This window comes from Leuconostoc mesenteroides subsp. mesenteroides ATCC 8293 (assembly GCF_000014445.1).
In the GTDB taxonomy this organism is placed as follows: Bacteria; Bacillota; Bacilli; order Lactobacillales; family Lactobacillaceae; genus Leuconostoc; species Leuconostoc mesenteroides.
The window spans coordinates 47236-67583 of the sequence record NC_008531.1 but is presented as its reverse complement, the minus strand read 5'-3'; the positions used below and the strand labels follow the sequence as shown (position 1 = coordinate 67583).

Annotated in this window: 23 protein-coding genes; 13 read left to right on the top strand and 10 right to left on the bottom strand. The window is 38.0% G+C overall.

Annotated elements, in window-relative coordinates; translation table 11 throughout:
• Nucleotides 1–275: 275 nt before the first annotated feature.
• The 4 genes from trpX (at nt 276) to LEUM_RS00385 (ending at nt 3954) form a co-directional block, all read left to right on the top strand.
• Nucleotides 276–1280: a tryptophan ABC transporter substrate-binding protein gene (trpX, locus tag LEUM_RS00400; protein WP_011679060.1), complete on the top strand. Its 1005-nt coding sequence runs from the start codon at nt 276–278 to the stop codon at nt 1278–1280.
• A complete protein-coding gene (locus tag LEUM_RS00395) occupies nt 1277–2176 on the top strand; it encodes an ABC transporter permease (RefSeq protein WP_002815468.1) in 900 nt (299 codons plus the stop codon). Before trpX ends, LEUM_RS00395 begins: the two co-directional genes overlap by 4 nt.
• Nucleotides 2169–2924 (top strand): ABC transporter ATP-binding protein, encoded by a 756-nt coding sequence (locus tag LEUM_RS00390; RefSeq protein WP_011679059.1) that lies wholly within the window; start codon nt 2169–2171, stop codon nt 2922–2924. Before LEUM_RS00395 ends, LEUM_RS00390 begins: the two co-directional genes overlap by 8 nt.
• Before the next feature lie 115 nt (nt 2925–3039).
• Complete coding sequence (locus tag LEUM_RS00385) at nt 3040–3954, top strand: lactate/malate family dehydrogenase (RefSeq protein ID WP_011679058.1); 915 nt, start codon at nt 3040–3042, stop codon at nt 3952–3954.
• 39 nt (nt 3955–3993) lie between these two features.
• Here LEUM_RS00385 and LEUM_RS00380 read toward each other — a convergent pair whose 3' ends face one another.
• The 8 genes from LEUM_RS00380 to LEUM_RS00345 form a co-directional block, all read right to left on the bottom strand.
• Entirely contained in the window at nt 3994–4950 is a 957-nt protein-coding gene (locus LEUM_RS00380; protein ID WP_011679057.1) for an ABC transporter permease, read from the bottom strand.
• A 1-nt stretch (nt 4951) separates the two neighbouring features.
• Nucleotides 4952–6073 carry an ABC transporter permease gene (locus tag LEUM_RS00375; protein WP_011679056.1) on the bottom strand — a complete coding sequence of 374 codons (1122 nt, stop codon included), beginning with the start codon at nt 6071–6073 and terminating at the stop codon, nt 4952–4954.
• Entirely contained in the window at nt 6073–7629 is a 1557-nt protein-coding gene (locus tag LEUM_RS00370; RefSeq protein WP_011679055.1) for an ABC transporter ATP-binding protein, read from the bottom strand. The genes LEUM_RS00375 and LEUM_RS00370 overlap by 1 nt, the downstream gene beginning before the upstream one ends.
• A gap of 177 nt (nt 7630–7806) precedes the next feature.
• Nucleotides 7807–8187, bottom strand: coding sequence for a CPBP family intramembrane glutamic endopeptidase (locus tag LEUM_RS00365; protein WP_010293492.1), 381 nt, complete (start codon nt 8185–8187; stop codon nt 7807–7809).
• Between the two features lie 38 nt (nt 8188–8225).
• Nucleotides 8226–8471, bottom strand: coding sequence for a hypothetical protein (locus tag LEUM_RS00360; RefSeq protein ID WP_010293490.1), 246 nt, complete (start codon nt 8469–8471; stop codon nt 8226–8228).
• Nucleotides 8472–9175: 704 nt separating this feature from the next.
• Nucleotides 9176–9373, bottom strand: coding sequence for a hypothetical protein (locus tag LEUM_RS00355; RefSeq protein ID WP_011679054.1), 198 nt, complete (start codon nt 9371–9373; stop codon nt 9176–9178).
• Between the two features lie 171 nt (nt 9374–9544).
• Complete coding sequence (locus tag LEUM_RS10395; protein WP_010288466.1) at nt 9545–9715, bottom strand: bacteriocin; 171 nt, start codon at nt 9713–9715, stop codon at nt 9545–9547.
• Between the two features lie 104 nt (nt 9716–9819).
• Entirely contained in the window at nt 9820–10083 is a 264-nt protein-coding gene (locus LEUM_RS00345) for a helix-turn-helix domain-containing protein (RefSeq protein ID WP_010288464.1), read from the bottom strand.
• Between the two features lie 172 nt (nt 10084–10255).
• Between LEUM_RS00345 and LEUM_RS00340 the strand changes: the two genes are divergently transcribed.
• Nucleotides 10256–10978 carry a helix-turn-helix domain-containing protein gene (locus tag LEUM_RS00340; protein WP_010288463.1) on the top strand — a complete coding sequence of 241 codons (723 nt, stop codon included), beginning with the start codon at nt 10256–10258 and terminating at the stop codon, nt 10976–10978.
• A gap of 56 nt (nt 10979–11034) precedes the next feature.
• Here the strand turns inward: LEUM_RS00340 and LEUM_RS00335 are convergent, their stop codons facing one another.
• Complete coding sequence (locus LEUM_RS00335) at nt 11035–12240, bottom strand: MFS transporter (RefSeq protein ID WP_011679053.1); 1206 nt, start codon at nt 12238–12240, stop codon at nt 11035–11037.
• 316 nt (nt 12241–12556) lie between these two features.
• Between LEUM_RS00335 and LEUM_RS00330 the strand changes: the two genes are divergently transcribed.
• Together LEUM_RS00330 and LEUM_RS00325 are read left to right on the top strand one after the other, a co-directional pair.
• Nucleotides 12557–13960, top strand: a complete 1404-nt coding sequence (locus tag LEUM_RS00330; RefSeq protein ID WP_011679052.1) for a TrkH family potassium uptake protein — start codon at nt 12557–12559, stop codon at nt 13958–13960.
• 31 nt (nt 13961–13991) lie between these two features.
• Nucleotides 13992–14657: a potassium channel family protein gene (locus LEUM_RS00325; protein ID WP_010286784.1), complete on the top strand. Its 666-nt coding sequence runs from the start codon at nt 13992–13994 to the stop codon at nt 14655–14657.
• A gap of 20 nt (nt 14658–14677) precedes the next feature.
• Here the strand turns inward: LEUM_RS00325 and LEUM_RS00320 are convergent, their stop codons facing one another.
• Complete coding sequence (locus tag LEUM_RS00320) at nt 14678–14974, bottom strand: helix-turn-helix domain-containing protein (protein ID WP_002815450.1); 297 nt, start codon at nt 14972–14974, stop codon at nt 14678–14680.
• A 110-nt stretch (nt 14975–15084) separates the two neighbouring features.
• Here LEUM_RS00320 and LEUM_RS00315 point away from each other — a divergent pair, with 110 nt between their 5' ends.
• The 6 genes from LEUM_RS00315 to LEUM_RS00290 all read left to right on the top strand — a co-directional run bounded on the left by LEUM_RS00315 (nt 15085) and on the right by LEUM_RS00290 (nt 20305).
• Entirely contained in the window at nt 15085–15465 is a 381-nt protein-coding gene (locus LEUM_RS00315; RefSeq protein WP_011679051.1) for a hypothetical protein, read from the top strand.
• A 2-nt stretch (nt 15466–15467) separates the two neighbouring features.
• Complete coding sequence (locus LEUM_RS00310; RefSeq protein ID WP_011679050.1) at nt 15468–15974, top strand: YbhB/YbcL family Raf kinase inhibitor-like protein; 507 nt, start codon at nt 15468–15470, stop codon at nt 15972–15974.
• A 124-nt stretch (nt 15975–16098) separates the two neighbouring features.
• Nucleotides 16099–17139, top strand: a complete 1041-nt coding sequence (gene argC, locus LEUM_RS00305; RefSeq protein ID WP_010286005.1) for an N-acetyl-gamma-glutamyl-phosphate reductase — start codon at nt 16099–16101, stop codon at nt 17137–17139.
• A gap of 44 nt (nt 17140–17183) precedes the next feature.
• Entirely contained in the window at nt 17184–18398 is a 1215-nt protein-coding gene (gene argJ, locus LEUM_RS00300; RefSeq protein ID WP_011679049.1) for a bifunctional glutamate N-acetyltransferase/amino-acid acetyltransferase ArgJ, read from the top strand.
• 43 nt (nt 18399–18441) lie between these two features.
• Nucleotides 18442–19176 carry an acetylglutamate kinase gene (gene argB, locus LEUM_RS00295; RefSeq protein WP_011679048.1) on the top strand — a complete coding sequence of 245 codons (735 nt, stop codon included), beginning with the start codon at nt 18442–18444 and terminating at the stop codon, nt 19174–19176.
• A 10-nt stretch (nt 19177–19186) separates the two neighbouring features.
• The gene (locus LEUM_RS00290) at nt 19187–20305 is read left to right on the top strand and encodes an aminotransferase class III-fold pyridoxal phosphate-dependent enzyme (RefSeq protein ID WP_011679047.1); all 1119 of its coding nucleotides are present in this window, start codon (nt 19187–19189) and stop codon (nt 20303–20305) included.
• Nucleotides 20306–20348: the final 43 nt, after the last annotated feature.

Here is a 20348-nt window from a genome sequence, read left to right as displayed (position 1 = left end):
TCTTAGTATTCTTATTTCATAAACAACTCGGAGATAATTATGCAAAACTTAGCAGTTCAACTCAATAACGCCTGGTGGCGTCGGTAGAATCAGCTTTTCGGTAACGGATAAAGCTGATGTTTAAAACATTTGTTTTATCCATACCGACTATTTTTTGCAACAATCGGGTCTGTATGGGAATATGCCATGCAGACTTTTCTTTTGACCTTGGAAAGCCCTGCGTGGCGAGCCAAGGTCATTTTAGTTTAGAAGAGCAGAGAGATTTGGAGAATATCATGAACAAACGACTTTTGTCGGCAATTACAATTATTGTTGCATTTCTAGCCGTAGCATTTATTGTTACTAGCAAACCAAACACACAAGAAAAAAAATCAACTTACGTGCCAACTGTTGGCATTTTGCAACTAGTTACACACCCTGCCTTAGATCAAATTCATCATGGTATTGTTGCGGGACTAAAATCTCAAGGTTACTCAGGTAAAAAGATTAAGATTGACTATCAAAATGCTCAGGCTGACCAATCAAATCTCAAAACAATGTCACAAAAATTTGCCAATGAGAATGCTGATTTAACAATCGGAATTGCCACACCAGCTGCCTTATCCTTAGCCAAAACAGCTGATGGTAATAATCCGGTTATTCTAGCCGGAATTACAGACCCAGCGGGGTCTGGATTAGTCAAAACAACGCAACGCCCGGGAAATAATGTGACCGGTGTTTCTGGTGACTCTCCTTTGCAGCAACATTTAGATGTGGTTCAACAAGTCGTTCCCAAAGCTAAAACATTAGGTATTATTTACACAACATCAGATCATGGTGGTGAATATAATGCTAAAAACATGGAAAAACTGGCTAAAAAAGCTGGCTACACTGTTAAAATGTACACTATTTCAACAACTAACGATATGCAACAAGTTGCCGAAACAATGGCCAGCCAAGTTGATGTTGTCTATGCACCGCAAGATAACGGCGTTGCAAGTGCTATGAAAACACTCATTAACGTCACCAACCAAGAAAAAATTCCAGTTATCCCTGCCGTGGATACCATGGTGAAGGATGGTGGCGTCGCCACTGTATCCGTTAGCCAGTATGATATAGGTTATCAAGCCGGTGTCATGGCCGGACAAGTCTTAAAGGGCAAGAACACCGCAACCTACCCTGTCAAAACCATTACAAAGGGCGAAATGACCATCAACTTAAAGCAAGCCAAACTGCTAGGTATCAATTTGCCAGCAAGCATGGTTAAGGAAGCTGAAACTAAAGGAGAAGTCTTCAAATGAGTATGATTGTATCTAGTATTGGGCAAGGTCTCTTATGGGCCGTGCTCGGTGTCGCGTTGTTTCTCACATTTCGAATTTTAAACTTTCCTGATATGACCGTTGAAGGCTCTTTCCCTTTAGGTGCGTCAACAGCAGTAGCGATGATTGCTCACGGAATTGACCCATTTATCGCGACCATTGCCGCTTTCTTAGTCGGCACAATTGCTGGGTTAATTACTGGGTTACTTTATACCAAAGGAAAAATTCCTATTCTTTTATCTGGTATCTTAGTCATGACGGCAACATTATCTATTAATCTCCGTATTATGGGTTCAGCAAATATTTCATTGCTAAATCAAAAGTCGATTTTCTCTATCAAAATATTGCAGCACTTACCAAAATATTTTGACTCTGTTTTCTTAGGCTTGGTTATTATTGCTGTCATCACAGCAGGATTAATTTTTTTCTTGCAAACCGAATTAGGACAAGCCTTTATTGCTACCGGTGACAACCCTAACATGGCACAATCAATTGGGATTCAAACGGACCGCATGACAATCATGGGACTAATGTTGTCCAATGGTCTTATCGCCTTCGGAGGCGCTGTTATCGCACAAAATAATGGTTATGCTGACATCAACATGGGTATTGGCATTATCGTTATTGCTTTAGCTTCAATTATTATCGGCGAAGTTGTTTTCGGTGAATTAACATTAAATGAGCGTTTAGTTGCCGTTATTGTCGGTTCTATTCTATACCGTTTAGTCTTATTAGCTGTCCTACGACTTGGTTTTTCTACTAACGACATCAACCTTATTTCAGCTATCGTCTTAGCTGCTGCTATGATTTTGCCGCAACTGCGTCATGCGCTGAATCTCGATAAAATAATTAAGAAAGGTGTTACACCACATGACTAAACCAGTTTTCTCTCTTAAAGACGTCATTGTCACAGTTGGGGATAGTATTCAAATACTAAAGTCAATTAATTTCGATATTTACGACGGAGATTTCATCACGGTTTTGGGCACTAACGGTGCTGGTAAGTCAACACTATTTAACACTATTGCAGGTAACCTATCAGTAGCATCTGGTAAAATCTTGCATAACGGTAATAATATTGCTCATGAAACAGCCGTTAAGCGTACAAATTACATTGCTCGTGTCTTTCAAGATCCTAAAATGGGTACTGCGCCTAGAATGACGGTCGCTGAAAATCTACTTCTTGCTGAAAAGCGAGGTAGCAAGCGTACGTTACGAAGTCGTGGATTAACACAAAAAAAATTGACTGAATATGCTGCATTAACCAAGGTCATGGGCAACAATTTAGACCGTCGTCTCAATACAGCAACCGGTGATTTGTCCGGTGGTCAGCGTCAAGCACTAAGTTTTCTAATGGCTACACGTGTTAAACCAGAGCTACTTTTGTTAGATGAACATACTGCTGCACTTGATCCCAAGACATCTGAGCAGCTGATGCTTGCAACAAATGAGCAAGTTACTGCAAATAATCTGACTGCCCTAATGATTACACACAATTTAGCCGATGCGTTGAAATATGGTAACAGGTTAATTATTTTAAATGCCGGTAATATTGTACTTGATGTGCGCGATGACGAAAAAAAAGCACTTGATGAGACGCAAATTTTAAAATACTTTGTCAGTTAATTTTTAACCTACCAAAACAGCAGTGACACTGAGACAGTACCACTGCTGTTTTCATTTACACTAATTATGTGTATAATCTAATTTGTAACACATAATATATTAACGAGGTACTCACATGAGAAAAATAGGTGTTGTTGGCATTGGACATGTTGGTGTAACGGTAGCCCACATCATTATTGCACAAGGATTAGCAGATGAAATTGTTTTAGTAGATAAAAATCCAGAAAAACTTGCATCTGAAGAGCTTGATTTTCGTGATGCTGCCAGTCTATTAGATCATCATGTCGAAGTACACGCTGGAACAGTAACAGATTTAACAGACGCTGAAGTTGTTATTTCTGCTCTGGGACACATCGAATTGATTAAGCCTGGTGGCGATCGTTTTACAGAACTAAAAGCTAATACCCCAGAGGTACAACAGGTTGGATCTGACTTAAAGCAAGCAGGCTTTAATGGTGTGCTCATTGTTATCTCAAATCCTGTTGACGTTATTACTGGTATCTATCAAAAAGCAACTGGCCTCCCAGCGAATCAAGTTTTTGGCACTGGAACTTACCTAGATACTGCACGCTTAAAACGTGCATTAGGTGATACATTAGCAATTGATCCTCGCGGAATTAGTGGTTATATGCTTGGAGAACACGGCGATTCACAATTTGCCGCTTGGTCTACCGTTAATGCATTAGGAAAAAATGCAGATGAATTAGTTAAGTTGTACGATATTAATCTAGATAAGGTTGCAGAGGCTGCACGTGTCGGGGGCTTTACCGTTTTTGCCGGTAAAAAATATACGAATTTTGCCATTGCTCATGCTGCTGTTTCTCTTGCAAAATTAGTTCTATCCAATGCACGCAGAGAAGCCATCGTTTCTCACTATGATGAACGTTTTGAAGGATATATTTCTACGCCAGCCATTATTGGCCGTGATGGTGTAACTGCTGAATTTGATCTACAACTTACCGATGAAGAAAAGATACTACTACAAAAATCAGCTAATGCAATTGCTGAGAAAACAGCAGCTTACTTATAAATAAAAAAGCGAATCAAAAGATTCGCTTTTTTATGTGATTTAAGCTGCTTTAATATAGTTCACACCATCAGCCTTAGGCGGACGTGTTTTACCAAAGAAGAACACAAGCACAATGATTGTGAGTACGTATGGTGCTATTTGTAACCAAATTGAAGGAACATTTTTCAATCCTGGTAACTGTGCCCCAATCACAGCAAGTGATTGTGACAAACCAAAGAACAACGAAGCACCCAAAGCACCTAATGGATTCCAACGACCAAAAATCATTGCGGCCATCGCCATAAAGCCTTGTCCAACAATTGTGCTAGCTGAATAGTTTAATGAAATTGACTGTGCTACAACTGCACCACCAATGCCACCAAGCAATCCAGAAATCATCACACCAGAATAACGCAAACGTGCAACATTTAAGCCAAGTGTATCGGCAGCTTGTGGATTCTCACCAACCGAGCGCAGACGTAAACCAAACTTTGTTTTAAAGATAATATACCATGATATCCCAGCAACAAGAATTGCTAACCAAGCTGGCCCAGATGTTTTTTCAAAGAATAATTGCCCTAATACTGGCATTTTTGATAATCCAGGAACCGTGGCATAACCAAAGTCTTGCCCGATGGACTCCGTTTGCCCCTTACCATATAAAACTTTAATTAAGAATACACCCAAAGCTGGGGCCATCAAGTTAATGACTGTTCCAGAAATAATATGATCCGCACGTAGTGTCACTGTAGCAACAGCGTGAATTAGCGAAAAAACAACCCCAACAATGGCACCAGCTAGCAAGCCTAACCAAGGTGTGGCAGCGCCAAGTTGTCCAGCAAATGTTAGGTTAAAGACGACTGCTGCAAAAGCGCCCATTCCCATAATTCCTTCCAGGCCGACGTTAACGACACCTGAACGTTCGGAAAAAGTGCCACCAATTGAAGTGAATATCAGAGGTGCTGAATAAACTAGTGTGCTAGATATAACAAGTGATAACATTGCCATGAGTGACATTTTATTCACCGCCTTTCTGCTGATTTGCTTTTGCCGCTTTTTTATTGGCTGCCTCTAACGCCGCTTTTTCGTCCATATCTTTAATTCGCTTTTGAATTAATAGAATCAAATAGCGCACACCAACAAAGAAAATAATTGAGGCTGTAACGATATCCACCAACTCAAATGGCACACCAGAAGACATTGGCATTCCTAATCCACCGATTTTTAATATAGAGAAAATTGCAGCAGCACCAAGTATACCAAGATAAGACCCACCGCCAAGTAAAGCAACAGCCATACCATCAAAGCCAATTGATGGTGACCCATTTTGCGTAAAGAAGTTCAGATAATTACCAAGTCCCTCAATGGTTCCCGCTAAACCTGCCAAACCTCCGGATATTGCCATAGCTATTGTAGCATTACGCTTTGCTGACATACCAGCATATCTAGCCGCATCAGGGTTTAAACCAACCGCACGAATTTCAAAACCAAGCGTTGTTTTCTTCATAACAAACCAAACAACAACAATCATTGCTAAAGCAATAAATATTCCCGCTGAAATGCTTGAACCTTGCGTCAAATCAGTCAACCATTTCATCTGGAGCGATGCATTGGCACCAACTTGTTTGGTTGTTTCTGCAGACTCCTTAATATTCTTAGACATCGTATTTTGCAAGATATCATTTCCTAAAAATAAGAAAATATAATTCATCATAATCGTCACAATAACTTCACTAGCACCAAACTGTGCGCGTAGCCAACCAGGAATGAACCCAGCAATGGCACCCAGACCAGCTCCAATGATTAATGCGCTTGGTATCATGATGATAGCTGACATATCAGGAAAACTCAAAGCATACCAAACTGCCCCAACCCATCCGGCTAAAGCTTGACCTGATAAACCAATATTGAAGAATCCTGCAGACGAAGCCACTGCAAACCCTAATGCTGTCAAAATTAAAGGTGTCATTTGCGTCAATACACCACCAATATCCTGCATTGAACCAAATGCCGAACCAAGTAGCGCAACATAACCAGAAATTGGGTTATAGCCGAATACTAACATAATCAATGCGCCGACAATTAAACCGAATAAAACAGAAAACATTGCCACAGAAAGGTTATTCTTTTGTGCAATCATTAGGACCCCACCTCTTCTTTCAATGCCGCACGAGCTTCTGTTAAGCTCATACCTGTCATCAACAAGCCAAGCTCTTGTTTGTTTGTGTCTTGAGCGTCAACTATTCCGACAATTTTACCGTCATTAATAACAGCAATACGATCCGATAAATTAAGAATTTCATCTAGCTCAAAGCTAACGACCAATACGGCCTTACCAGCTGTACGTTGTGCGATTAAACGTTGATGAATATATTCAACCGCTCCAACATCTAACCCACGAGTTGGCTGGGCAGCAATCACGAGATCATTATCACGATTTAATTCACGTGCAACTACAGCTTTTTGTTGGTTTCCACCCGACATTGAACCCGCGGTCACATGAATACTGGCAGCTCGCACATCAAATTCCTGAACTAATTTGTCAGCTAATTTATCCATTTCAGCAGGTTGCAAGACACCTGATTTTGAAATAGGTTGTTTATAGTACGTTTGCAATGACAAGTTTTCAGACAATGTCATTTCAACTTCCATACCAAAACGCAATCTATCTTCAGGAATATGACCAACACCCGCTTCAGTAATATGACGCGGCTTTTTATTGGTGATATCCTCTCCTTTTAGCTTAACATGTCCTGCTTGTACCTTTGTTAATCCAGTAATTCCCTGGATTAGTTCTGTTTGACCGTTCCCATCGATACCAGCTAAACCAACAATTTCACCTGCTCTCACATCTAGCGAAAAGTTTTTAACAGCAGCAACACGACGTGTATCTTGCACTTCTAAGTTATCAATCGACAATATCACTGCACCAGGTTGAGCTACTTCTTTTTCAGTTTTAAAACTAACTTCACGACCAACCATCAAGTCAGCTAATTCCTGAGAAGACACACCGGCAACTGGGAAAGTATCAATTGATTTACCGGAACGAATGACAGTCACCGTATCAGCAGCAGCACGTATTTCGTCAAGTTTATGCGTAATCAAGATAATTGATTTACCTTCTTGTGCTAAATTGTGCATGATGACAATTAACTCATCGATTTCTTGTGGTGTCAAAACTGCTGTTGGTTCATCAAAAATCAAAATATCAGCGCCACGATAAAGGGTCTTTAATATTTCGACACGCTGTTGTTGACCAACTGATATATCAGAAATCTTAGCCATTGGATCAACTGATAAACCATATTGATCTGACAAAGCTTGTATTTTCTTAGCAGCAGTTTTAGTGTCTAAGGACAATCCTTTTGTTACTTCTGAACCGAGAATAATATTTTCTGTTACAGTAAAGGCGTCAATTAACATAAAATGTTGATGCACCATTCCGATGCCTAATGCATCAGATTTTGAAGGCGAATCAACTGATACTTTTTTGCCATTAATCAGAATTTCACCGCTAGTGGGCTGCAGTAATCCTGTCAAAATGTTCATCAACGTCGATTTTCCTGCACCGTTTTCACCAAGTAACGCGTGAATTTCACCTTGTTGGACTTGTAGGTTAATGTCATCATTGGCCGCAAAATCACCAAATTTTTTGATAATATGTCGCATTTCAATGACTGGTGTTGATTCGGTCATATACTCTCTGCTTCTTTCTATATAGGTTGTAAAAATTCCGCGGACAAAAACTGTTCGCGGAATTTTCCTTAAATAATATTATACCATGTTCTCTAAACACGTATGTTGCAATCATTTTACCTATTGATTAGAGCAAATTGAGGTAACTCCCACTTATCACGATTATTTTTCCTTATTCTACAAGCCAACCGTTGCCATCAAGTTATGTGCCATATGAAACATTACTGAATATTGTAACTTTTTGGTCACTAAGCGAACAACCATCAACAAGGCACCTGCGGTTAAATAAACCGTCCATTGCTCCGGTGTTGATGGCCCATGGACTGCCGCAAAAACAAACGTTGGCCAAATGAACTGTACAACTTTCCCTAAAGGCTTTGCCTCTTCAAATATAATGCCACGAAAGGAAATTTCTTCAATTATTGGCGCAATAATAATAGTATTCAGTTTAAATAATAATGCTACTATCCCACCTTGCTGAAACATACTTTCAATCATTTTTTGATTTAAACTAATATCTTGATTTTGTCCAAATATAGCCGGTATTATCAAATCCATCAGAACTCTTGTTAGGACCAACATGATAATAATAAATCCTATTTTTTCAGATTAATTCGTTCAAAAATAGCAGTTGTCTTTGATGCTAAGTAACGATAGCCAAAATATGAAACAACACCCCCAAGTATAATTGACAATAACACGAACCACCCGTTAGACTTATCTATAAATACACAGGCCGGAGGTATGTCTAAAATAATATCAATTAATACTGTTACTAAAACTAATTCAATAAGTTGTCCTACCTTTTTCGATATGACAGTTATTGCACGATTAAATATCATTGATTACCCTTTCAATAATTAGTTAAGTTAGTACTACAGACTCAGTTTAGATAGCAGGGGGCATGTGTACCATATTGTCGTCTAATTTATATATGCACATGTTTTGGATGAATCCACAAAATTAAGTCAATGACAAGGCCACCACGGATAAATAACATAATAGTTCCCTTTAGTGTGGCCCTTTATAGCGTTAAAATACTATGTTCGTTTACACTCAAATTGTTAAATATTAAAGTAAAATCCCACATGATATACGATGAATGCCTATATTTTGGAAGGTTGAAGAATAACCTTATTCTTAAATGCTTATCGACTAATATTACCGAAAAAATCTTGTAATCTAGCATATATTCTGTATTGTCTTAGCCTTAATGAATAAAGTATATACAGCCCTACCAATTTAGTAAAATATGGTGGTTCCAACACCTCTAAAATTTATTTAATCCTTACTTCACTCAATCATATGATCAACATTACTCTACCTACATCAATGCAAATTATATACCAGCAAACATCCCCAATAAAACATAGTCAACATTATTGAATCATGTCCACGCAAGATTTTGCAAAAGAATTATATGAAGATTTACTAGTTTGACAGGATATATCTTAAATTTAAACACAAAAACATGTTTATAGTTAGGATCTCAACTTGCTATGATATTTATCTAAAAACCAAGCTTATTTTTTTCGTTGAGACAAAATTACCACTTGTTTCCAGTAAAGCATCGTTGATGACTTCTAGTATGAGCTCTTGCCACAGTTGTTCCAGCATAAACAACTGTATTCACTGTTTTATGCAGTCCTGAGCCAAAGCCCTCCCAAGAATCATCTGTTGAACCTCCACTAATCATCATTAGCTTTTCCGAGTTCAATACATTACGTTGCGTTTTAAAATCCATTTTTACTTCTCCTTGAATAAAAATATAAAATTTGTAACAAAAATATTACACCAGTAAACTTCATTGCATCGTACCATCCGTAGAAGAAACTTTCTTCTGAGACAAAGTTTAACCCAATACGTGCTAGAAAAACACCAATCATTATGCTTAATCCGTTATACACATAATTCTTTACCACTTACTATTACCTGCTTTTCTCCATCCTGACCGAATTTGATCCAAATGGTTCCACGCATCTTTTGCAACATAAGTTGCTCCACCAGCGATAATTGGAACTACAATTGGCAATAGTGGAAATCCCCCCGAAACTTTTGCTAATTCTTGTTCTGACAACTTTTCCATAAATAGTTATTCTCCTTTCGTAATATATTCATATTATATAAAATAAGTTCCTTAAAAATTGAGACATTTTGTCCATACAACTAGCTTTCCCGTCCAATATCTTTTCATTTAAAAATTAAATTATTTACATTTGTATGCAATACTTTGGATAATTGAATTATTGTATCAATGTCCGGTATTCTCGATCCAGTCTCATATTTTGCTATTGTTGACAAGCTGATGTTCAACTCATCTGCTAAATCTGCTCTTCTGTACCCTAATTCTAATCTCAATCGTCTGAGATTATATGCAATATCTTCTGATTCGCCCCCAATAACTGTGGCTATATCTGCCTCACTCAATCGGCAAAACTCATGGTTCTCGATCATTATGCTCCCCTCCTCTGTAGAATTATAACAAAACCGCTTTATATGAATTTCAATAATTAGCAGTTTAAAAAGTGACATTTTTTAGTGATTATCCAGACATTTTATGATAAAATATTGGATTCATTCCAAATATGTTATATCATGGTATCAAAGAATTATTTTGGAGACTATTATGGAGATTGGTAATAAAATTAAAGCGCTCCGTAAGAAAAACGGACTAACACAACAGCAATTCGCTGAAAAACTATATATTTCATTTCAATCTGTCTCTAATTGGGAACGTCATAAAGGGCACCCTACAACGGAAATGATGCTCTTAATTATTGAAAAGTTTGATTTACCTCTGGATTTTTTTATTATTCCGCCGACTAATTCGTGTGAAGACAATGATGAAGAGCTAATTTTACTATCTTTCTTAGCCAATATGCATTCAAACAGAGAAGATAAGCCTAGTCTCAAACAACTAGAAAAAACTTCTGGTATCGCTATCCAAAAAATTAAACAATATTATCCCTCATATGATGATTTATTTTATGCTGTAATCAATCGGATTGACAAAGACGTTAAAATCAAGGTAGAAACAAGCTTGTCAACCAATGATAATCTTATATCAGTTTTTATCAACGACATGGCACCGATGCTCTACGAAAAGAAAGAAGAATTACACCTTTTATATACGCGCCCATACATTAGAAATATTTGGATTACATTTATCAAATCCAAATATTTATCGCTAATTACACGATATAATCCCAAGTTGGCTGCTGACATTCTAACCACAGAATACTTAATTGAAATGCTCACATCGTTTATTTCTGTCTGGATGAGCCAACCTGAACCAGAGCCACTAGTTGATTTTCAGAACCGGATGAAAAAGTATCTGTCCAACTTATAACAAACACAAAAAAAGCAAGACATGTTAGTCTTGCTTTTTTGTATTTGTTTATGAAATTATTGTTTCTGCACTTGTTGCGAATGATAAAAATTAAAGACTACAATAAACAAATTCAAACCAGCCACAGCCAACAAACTCAACATCACACCTTGCAAATGTTGTGCGGCAAAGTGACCAGTGACAATTGGCATAACAAAAAATGCAATGCTACCAAAGAAAAAATAGAGACCGGTCAAACGGCCTGAAAACTTTGGATCTGAGGCTATTAATTGACTCAATCCCAACTGTAGCGCTCCTCCTGCGGCTGAAAAACCAAAAATAAAGCAACCGAAACTAGCACTGATTGTTTCTTGGCTCAAAACGACAATAACTAATCCAACTATTGTCCCTATCGCTGTGATCATTAACAATATCTTTTCGCTGATCCATCCCCGGTTGGTCAATAAAAACAAAGTACCCACGCCCATGAGTGAGCCAATACTGTAAAAAGACATTAGTACATGCGAACTAACCGTTGAAAATGATTGTACAATGTGAAAATATCGCGTGACCCACTGAGTAAAATGAATCATCACCCACATTGCACTGAATCCATAAATCATAAATAATATTTTTGTAATATTCCAATGCCATGTACCTTTATTGGTAGCTCTCTTGCCCCCTTTTGAGGTACGAATAGTATAAAAACCAGCTGCATTAATTGAAGTCATGATGATTAAGTTTACTACCAGAATAGCCGTGGCAACCCAAAATAACCAACCAAACCAAATATGTTGATTAATCAACATGACTAAAATAATCGGTAATATCCCTTCACCCAATGAAATCATTGCTTTAATGAGTACATTCCCACTGGATTTACCATGATTCATTTCTAATAATGTGGGGTAGGCCACAGAATCTAATGCCGCGTTGGCTAGTCCTGCCAGCGTGGTTATGACAACGGCGAAAAATATATTCTTTGTTAATGGTAAAATAGAAAAAAATATTAAATACATGAACATAGCCATCATTAATAATTTTTTTCTATCAACGTGATCAGACAATTCTCCCAAAATTGGATAAGCAATTAGCTTTCCAATACCAATTGCTGAAACGACAGCAGTTGTACCAGCAATTGAGGCATTCCACAATTCACTTAATTGTTGCACGGTCTGCGCTAAAATAATTAAAGCAAACCCCTGTACAATATAGGTCAAATAAATAGCAATACGTACACTAATATTATTCCTCTGATCTTTATTTTGCATTAATCGAATCATACTTGATATGTCCCCTTAAATAATTCATGGCATTCGTGTTTATTTTTTATCTGGAAATGATAAATATAAGTTACAATTATAATAATCTAACAACTTTATCATAATTTTCGAACATTTTATATTAACATTAGTGACGTCATTTGTAAACCGTCATCATTATCGTGAAATCATACTATACTGTAAAATATCTAATCTTAATCAGCTCATCATCCAAAAATATCCGATTTTACAACCCACAGTGTATAATTGAACAAAGGTAATATACCTCTCTATTAAACAACAATCTATTTTGAGAAAGAACCCTACAAAAATAAATATGTCTAGAAAAATCGATTTACCAACTGCAGCTGAAATGCAAAAATTTCATGACAAATCGCAACGCCATACTTTTTGGTCACGCATATCAATGCCACAACGATTGTCATTAGGCTTTTTAACAGTCATTACAGTCGGTGCGCTATTGCTAATGCTGCCCCTTAGTTATCATGGTAATGTGGGTCACACCTTCATGGATGGCTTATTTACAGCAACTTCAGCAGCCTCAGTTACTGGCCTCACAGTTGTCGACACAGCAACCCACTGGACCACCTTTGGTCAAATCGTCATCATGGTTTTGATTGAGATTGGCGCACTAGGATTCATGTCGTTTTCAGTGCTGTTATTTACGGCCACCCGAAAAAAAATGGATTTAAGAAGTAAAATGATGGTTCAAGAAGTCTATAACTTGGAAAGCCTCTATGATACACGGGTGGTCTTTGGGTATGTTATTAAACTATCAGTTATTATTCAAAGTATCGGTGCAGTGTTGCTAGCGCCTTTCTTTATAAATGACTTTGGTTGGAAACATGGTATGTTTTATGCTGTATTCCACGCCATTTCAGCATTTGGTAATTCAGGTTTCTCAATTTTACCTCACGGGACAGCTGCTTATAATAATCAACCCTGGATTCTACTAATTATTGCCTTCCTAATTATTGCTGGTTCTCTCGGGTTCTTAGTCTGGCGTGATTTGCTCATATATCGGACAACACATCGCCTAACATTACACTCCAAGCTAGCACTTGTTATGACAGGTGTTCTAATTGTAGGTGGTTGGTTGTTGTTTGAATTGACCGAACGTAATATGAACTCTGCTCAAGACATTCAACCTATAAACCGCATTTTCGATACATTATTTATGTCTATTTCATATCGTACCGCGGGATTCGCACAATTTGGTTTCGATTCAATGAGCTCAGCAACCGTGTTATTAACCATGATGTTAATGTATATTGGTGGTACACCAGGATCAACTGCTGGTGGTATCAAAACCACTACGCTTGGTGTGTTGATTTTACAAACACACGCTGCTTTACGTGGGAAAAAGGATGTTGTATTTTCGCATCGTCGCTTATCACACGAAAACATTGTTCGTGCACTGCTATTAGTTTTCGTATCGCTAGCATTCTTGGGCATCTTATCATTTCTATTAATGCTTACTCAAGAGCACACTGCACATTATGGGCTAGAATACATTATTTTTGAGGTGGTCAGTGCTTTTGCTACAACTGGCTTAACTCTTGGCCTGACCCCACATCTAACAACCTTTGGACAACTTATTATCATGCTTGCAATGTTCATTGGTCGTGTCGGAATCTATACCGTCATGTTCTCCATTCTAAATGTACATGATGATAAAGCACCCTTCCGATACCCAGAAGAATCCGTTATCATTGGATAGCGTTTTGCAACCATAGTTAGGAGAAATAAAAATGAGACAAACCTATGCCATTATAGGCCTCGGACGTTTTGGCGGCGCCCTTTTGGAAACATTGGTTGCCAATGGGCAAGATGTTTTAGGCATTGATATTAGTGAAGAACATGTTAATGATTATCGTGATATCGCAACACAAGTTGTCATTGCAGATGCTCAAGAAGATGAAGTGTTACGCAAACTAGACATTGCTAGTTTTGATCATATTGTGATTGCCATTGGTCATAATATGCAAGCCAGCATTCTAGCGACCATCAACGCCAAAGATCTTGGTGCTAAGAATGTTATTGCTAAGGCTGAAAATCGCACCCATCTGCGTGTGCTCACAAAAATAGGCGCAGATGTCGTCGTACAACCTGAACGCGAAATGGGCGAACGAGTGGCACGCAAACTTCTTGCGCCTAATATGTTAAACTTCATTGAACTATCTGATGACTATTCAATGGCAGAGGTTCAAATTGTAAACCCCGCCTTTTATGGTCGATCAATTAGTAACTTGAATATTCGTAAAAAATTTGGATTAAATGTTATTGCTGTTCGCCATGATGGGGATGTTATCGTGGCACCGGATTCAACCTACAAACTACATGAGAAAGACATTGTCTCGGTAGTGGGTCCTAAAGATATGGTAGACGATTTTGACCAACTAACAAACAATAAATAACCATCCACACCAAAACCGCGTCATTCCTCTTCATCAATTTTATTGATTTTATCGAAGACTCTAAATAAGTTTTCCATCTCAGTCAATCGATATTTCTTTGAATGACGATCAAAAATAATCTCAGATTTAATTGGTTCACCGATTTGCAAATCATGCAAAAAAGTTCGGATTTCGGAGATATCGCGTTGGACAGTTTTTCGGCCAATAAAAAACATGTCCTCAATTTCTTCAATTGAGAGCGCTCGATGGCTTATCAATGCTGAATAAAGCCGTAAGATACGTTGTTTGTCATTAAATACCGTTTTATGTGCTGCCATAATTTTCCCCGATCCAAAAACTATTTTTATTGTATCAGATAAAACGTTTGTTCGCCATTAAACGAACATGAAAAATTACTATATATTTATACTTGAAAGGATTTCTAATTATGTCTTTCTTTAACATTTTCAAAAAGAAAAAAACGACAGAAAAAAATATTGACGCAGCAAATGAACCGATTACTTGGAAAAATACGACCAATGCATCTGACTTTTTTGAGGGGTATAATATAGCTATAACTGACCTTGAGTCTAACGGTGAAGTTGCCGCAGCCGAGACCCTCCGCGCTGATAAAACACAACTCCAGCTTGATTTTATTGAACGATTCGAAAAGGAAATACACTCAAAAACTGCTGGCATACAAGACATAGATACCCGCACAAAGATTGTTATTGATGCTATTTCATCCATTCGTAAATATAATTCTGAAATGCCCATCGCTGTTCGCACACGTTTGGCACAGGCCAAGAAAAACTTAATAGGAGAATGATCATGAAAATAGATGTCACACTTGATAACGGTTTTATACCAGATAAGTATGCAAAATATGCACCTGCTAATTATCGTACCAATGATATGCCAACCACTAATTTCCCAGTCGAAATATCCAACACGCCGGCTGGTACCCAATCATTGTCTGTCAGTTTAATCGACTACGATGCCGTTCCTGTATGCGGTTTCCCCTGGATCCACTGGTTAGCGGCAAACCTCCCTGTAACTAATATTCCTGAAAATCTTCGTGCTACCAAACGCGGTACATTTGGTACAAATTCAACTTGGCATGATGTGCAAAAGTTAGGACACCCAGCCAATGCTAGCATAAATCAATCTTATATTGGCCCAATGCCTCCTGATAAGACTCATAACTACACACTAACTGTATTCGCCTTAGATACTAAATTGGACCTGCAGAACGGATTTTTCCTCAATGAATTACGTTCCAAAAGCATGGAACACGTACTTGATATAGCAATTCTTGAATTACCTGCACGAGCTTAACACTTCGTATGAAGTGTTTTTTTATACATTAAATTTAAAATATCCAATTCCGTTTTGCATATTTATTGTATTTAAATGCTTATTGGTTTAATATTTAAAACATCAAACACAAGGAGGACACACCATGACAGACAAAATTATAAAAATTGCTATCGTTGGCATTACAGGATACGGCGGTCTTGAATTATTGCGACTGCTTTACAATCACCCTAATGCTAAGGTTGTGTCCATACATAATACCCAAACAGAAAACACTGACATTAGCGAACAGTTTCCGCATCTAAAATCAATGTATAATTTAACGCCTACGACATTCGACCCAATGCATATTATGCAAGAAGCGGATCTTGTATTTTTTGCAACATCCAGTGGCGTTTCCAAAGATTTAGCTCAGGACTTTATTCAAGCTAAGTTTCCCGTCATTGATCTATCTGGTGATTTTCGTCTTCCCGCTGATATTTATAAAAAATGGTACAAAAACGAACCAGCCTCTGACGAAGCGATTCAACAAGCACACTACAGCTTAGCAGATTTTTATGACAATAAAGTAACTTACATTGCCAATCCTGGTTGTTATGCCACGGGCACACTTCTTGCTCTTGCCCCTCTTGCACAAAACCACCTGCTTGATAAAGATAACATCATCATTGATGCTAAAAGCGGATTATCTGGTGCTGGCAAATCCCTGACATTAGCGAGTCATTTTGTTAACGTTAATGAAAACTTCACCATGTATAAGGCCAACCATCATCAACACATTCCTGAAATTACCCAGCAACTGCAACAATGGCAATCCGATATTGCTCATATTCAATTCACCACATCCCTACTACCAATTAATCGCGGCATTTTTGTCAGTGCTTATGTCAAGATAAACGACGACAGCCAGGCCGAAAAAATTCAGGAATTATACACTGCAACGTATGCAAATAAGCAATTTGTACGTGTCATGCCCAAAAATCAATTACCAAGCATCAAACAGGTTATCGGTACTAACTTTACTGATATCGGACTAACATACAATCCTGATACCAAATACCTCACCATTGTTAGTGTTCTTGACAATATGATCAAAGGCGCTGCTGGACAAGCTATCCAAAACATGAATCATATGTTTGATCTAGAGGAAAGCACAGGACTTCATTTAATTGCTCAATACGCATAATATTCATTATACTAACGTCTAAAAATATACTTAGGAAAATCCTTATGACAGAATTATTAAATCAAATTACAACACTATCAACAGCTGACATTGCTGCTCCCATAGGATTTCACGCGGATGGCCAACACGTTGGTCTCAAGCACAAATCAAAAGATCTCGGTTGGATTTACAGTGACGTGATAGCTAGTGTGGCCGGGGTTTTTACAACGAATCTAGTGCAGGCCGCTCCAGTTCAACTGGATAAAAAAACGATTCGAAATGGTCAATTGCAAGCCATTATTGTTAATTCTGGAAATGCTAATGCTGTCACCGGTAGCATTGGTGTGTCACATGCGGAATCTATGCAAGAGTTTACTGCACAACAACTAAACATCGATACCAGCCTGGTTGGCGTTGCTTCTACCGGTATTATTGGCAAAGTACTGCCAATCGATAAGATTATCAACGGTATCAAACAGTTAAAGATTGATGGCGACACAAATGGGTTTGCGCACGCCATTATGACTACTGATACTAAGGAAAAATCAATTACCATTCAATCCACTATTCAGGGCAAAATTGTCACAATGAGCGGTGTGGCAAAAGGTTCGGGCATGTTACATCCAAATATGGCTACCATGCTTGGATTTATAACGACCGATATTAACATTGATGCTAAACTTTTACAGCAAGCACTTTCAGAAGATGTTGAGACAAGTTTTAATCAAATTACAATCGATGGTGACACATCAACTAATGACACTGTCTTAGTAATGGCAAACGGTTTAGCTGGTCATAAAATGATTGAGAATCATACAGCTGAATATGAGCAATTCAAAGACATGTTACACACCGTAACTACCGCCCTTTCGATTGCTATTGCTAATGATGGTGAAGGCGCCACTAAATTAATTGCTGTTGCTGTAAATCATGCGCAAAGTGCTCTTGATGCGCGAATGGTTGCTAAAAAAATTGTCGGTTCCTCATTAGTAAAAACAGCTATTTTTGGTAAAGATCCTAATTGGGGCCGCATTATCGCTGCTATTGGAGCCAGCAATGTCGATCTTAACCCAAATCTTATTGATATTAGCATTAATAAAATCGCTGTATTAGTAAATGGTGCCCCTGCAGATTTTAATGCCGATACCATGGCAGAAAAACTTGAGGAGCATGACATTCACATTGATGTCGATTTACATGCCGGTACTGAATCCGGTTGTGCTTGGGGTTCAGATTTAACATACGAATATGTAAAAATTAATGCACTTTATACAACGTGAGAATTCATTCTCATCTTGTTCGTTTTATGGGAGATAAAGTCTAATGAAAAAAATAGTCATCAAAATTGGTGGCAACGCCGCCACTCAACTTACACCAGCCTTTTTTGATACTATCAAATTTTGGCAAAAACAACATTATAAAATTGCGATTGTTCATGGCGGTGGTGACACTATTTCTGCCTTAATGTCACAACTTAATGAACCTGTTCAGAAGATAAACGGTATTCGTTTTACAACACAAAATGGTATCAACATCACAAAAATGGCACTCCTTGGTCAGGTACAACCTGCGCTACTTGAATCTTGCCGTGTCAACGGTCTATCTGTAATTGGATTAAATGCTGCGAGTGATCAACTGTTAACTGGTCACACCATTGATCAAGACACATTCGGATACGTTGGCAACATTCACCAAGTGAATACTAAATTAATTCATAACCTTTGGGAAAAAAATCTCATTCCTATTATTGCTCCGATGGCAATTACTAATAGTGGTCAGTGGTTAAATGTTAATGCGGATCACGCAGCGACAGCTCTGGCTAAGTATCTAAAGGCTGACGAATTATATCTATTAACAGATGTTTCTGGTGTAAAAATTAAGGGAAACGTTTTACAAAATCTAACTTCCAAAACGATGGAAGAATTACAAAAAAAACAGATGATTACCGGTGGCATGATTCCAAAAGTAAACAGTGCCTTATTTGCAGCACGTCATGGCGTGCGCGCTGTTCATATTACAAATACAGTCACCCATCCCGGTACTATTGTCACAATTTGAGGTATATCACATGACGCTATTTCCAAACTATCAACGTGCCCCACTAACATTTAAGAAAACTAAAAATGCCACCTGGACTGACGGTAAGAACAATGAGTATACAGACCTATCCAGTGGTATTGGTGTCTATAATGTTGGCGCAAATAATGATGCTGTTGAGTCAGCACTTATTGCTCAAGCTAAAGAAATCTGGCACTTGCCTAATTTATACGAAAATGAATTGCAAGAAACTGTGGCAGCAAAATTAGGTGGTGAAGATTATACCACTTATTTTGCTAATTCAGGAGCGGAAGCTAACGAAGCGGCAATTAAGTTAGCCCGTTTAGTGACTAAGCGGGAAACAATCATTACTTTCAAAAACTCTTTTCATGGTCGTACTTATGGTGCTATGTCAGCAACTGGACAAGATAGCATTCATTATGGATTACCTATGTTAGATGGGTTCCAGTATGCAGAATTTAATGACATTAACAGTTTAAAAGAACTCCTTAATAAAGACGTTGCTGGCGTAATGCTTGAGCTTGTTCAAGGCGAAGGAGGTGTCATTCCTGCGCATCAAGATTTTGTTACAGAACTAATTCAAGTAGTTCATGATAATGGGTCTTTAGTCATGATTGATGAAGTACAGACTGGCATGGGACGCACGGGGAAAAAGTTTGCATTTGAAAATTATCATTTTCAACCGGATATTTTTACGAATGCCAAAGCATTGGCTAACGGTGTCCCTGTGGGTGCAATGCTTGCTAAAAACGAATTTGCCAGTTCATTTTCATATAATGCACATGGTTCAACATTTGGTGGGAATCCACTGGCTATGAGTGCTGCTAGTGCAACGCTAGACGAATTATCTTTAATTCTGCCTAATATTTCAGAAAAAATTAATCTTTTTTGGCAGGAATTGGCAGCCTTCAAAGAGTTAAGGAACGTTGTTGAAGTACGTGGCCTTGGTATGATGGCCGGTATTGAATTAAATATACCTGTAAAGCAAGTTGTTGCTGACTTATTGGATGAAAAAATTGTTACTTTGGGTGCGGGGCACAATACGCTTCGTTTGTTACCGCCACTGACAATATCAGAATCACAGCTCACAACAGCACTACAAAAAATTAAGCAGTTACTTTCGCAATAAACTGTTGACAAGATATTCCAACGTTGATATACTTTAATAGTTG

Bases quoted from the DNA above. Each gene is read 5' to 3' on its own strand.
- trpX (WP_011679060.1), top strand. From the start codon at position 276: ATGAACAAACGACTTTTGTCGGCAATTACAATTATTGTTGCATTTCTA.
- LEUM_RS00395 (WP_002815468.1), top strand. From the start codon at position 1,277: ATGAGTATGATTGTATCTAGTATTGGGCAAGGTCTCTTATGGGCCGTG.
- LEUM_RS00390 (WP_011679059.1), top strand. From the start codon at position 2,169: ATGACTAAACCAGTTTTCTCTCTTAAAGACGTCATTGTCACAGTTGGG.
- LEUM_RS00385 (WP_011679058.1), top strand. From the start codon at position 3,040: ATGAGAAAAATAGGTGTTGTTGGCATTGGACATGTTGGTGTAACGGTA.
- LEUM_RS00380 (WP_011679057.1), bottom strand. From the start codon at position 4,950: ATGTCACTCATGGCAATGTTATCACTTGTTATATCTAGCACACTAGTT.
- LEUM_RS00375 (WP_011679056.1), bottom strand. From the start codon at position 6,073: ATGATTGCACAAAAGAATAACCTTTCTGTGGCAATGTTTTCTGTTTTA.
- LEUM_RS00370 (WP_011679055.1), bottom strand. From the start codon at position 7,629: ATGACCGAATCAACACCAGTCATTGAAATGCGACATATTATCAAAAAA.
- LEUM_RS00365 (WP_010293492.1), bottom strand. From the start codon at position 8,187: ATGGATTTGATAATACCGGCTATATTTGGACAAAATCAAGATATTAGT.
- LEUM_RS00360 (WP_010293490.1), bottom strand. From the start codon at position 8,471: ATGATATTTAATCGTGCAATAACTGTCATATCGAAAAAGGTAGGACAA.
- LEUM_RS00355 (WP_011679054.1), bottom strand. From the start codon at position 9,373: ATGGATTTTAAAACGCAACGTAATGTATTGAACTCGGAAAAGCTAATG.
- LEUM_RS10395 (WP_010288466.1), bottom strand. From the start codon at position 9,715: ATGGAAAAGTTGTCAGAACAAGAATTAGCAAAAGTTTCGGGGGGATTT.
- LEUM_RS00345 (WP_010288464.1), bottom strand. From the start codon at position 10,083: ATGATCGAGAACCATGAGTTTTGCCGATTGAGTGAGGCAGATATAGCC.
- LEUM_RS00340 (WP_010288463.1), top strand. From the start codon at position 10,256: ATGGAGATTGGTAATAAAATTAAAGCGCTCCGTAAGAAAAACGGACTA.
- LEUM_RS00335 (WP_011679053.1), bottom strand. From the start codon at position 12,240: ATGATTCGATTAATGCAAAATAAAGATCAGAGGAATAATATTAGTGTA.
- LEUM_RS00330 (WP_011679052.1), top strand. From the start codon at position 12,557: ATGTCTAGAAAAATCGATTTACCAACTGCAGCTGAAATGCAAAAATTT.
- LEUM_RS00325 (WP_010286784.1), top strand. From the start codon at position 13,992: ATGAGACAAACCTATGCCATTATAGGCCTCGGACGTTTTGGCGGCGCC.
- LEUM_RS00320 (WP_002815450.1), bottom strand. From the start codon at position 14,974: ATGGCAGCACATAAAACGGTATTTAATGACAAACAACGTATCTTACGG.
- LEUM_RS00315 (WP_011679051.1), top strand. From the start codon at position 15,085: ATGTCTTTCTTTAACATTTTCAAAAAGAAAAAAACGACAGAAAAAAAT.
- LEUM_RS00310 (WP_011679050.1), top strand. From the start codon at position 15,468: ATGAAAATAGATGTCACACTTGATAACGGTTTTATACCAGATAAGTAT.
- argC (WP_010286005.1), top strand. From the start codon at position 16,099: ATGACAGACAAAATTATAAAAATTGCTATCGTTGGCATTACAGGATAC.
- argJ (WP_011679049.1), top strand. From the start codon at position 17,184: ATGACAGAATTATTAAATCAAATTACAACACTATCAACAGCTGACATT.
- argB (WP_011679048.1), top strand. From the start codon at position 18,442: ATGAAAAAAATAGTCATCAAAATTGGTGGCAACGCCGCCACTCAACTT.
- LEUM_RS00290 (WP_011679047.1), top strand. From the start codon at position 19,187: ATGACGCTATTTCCAAACTATCAACGTGCCCCACTAACATTTAAGAAA.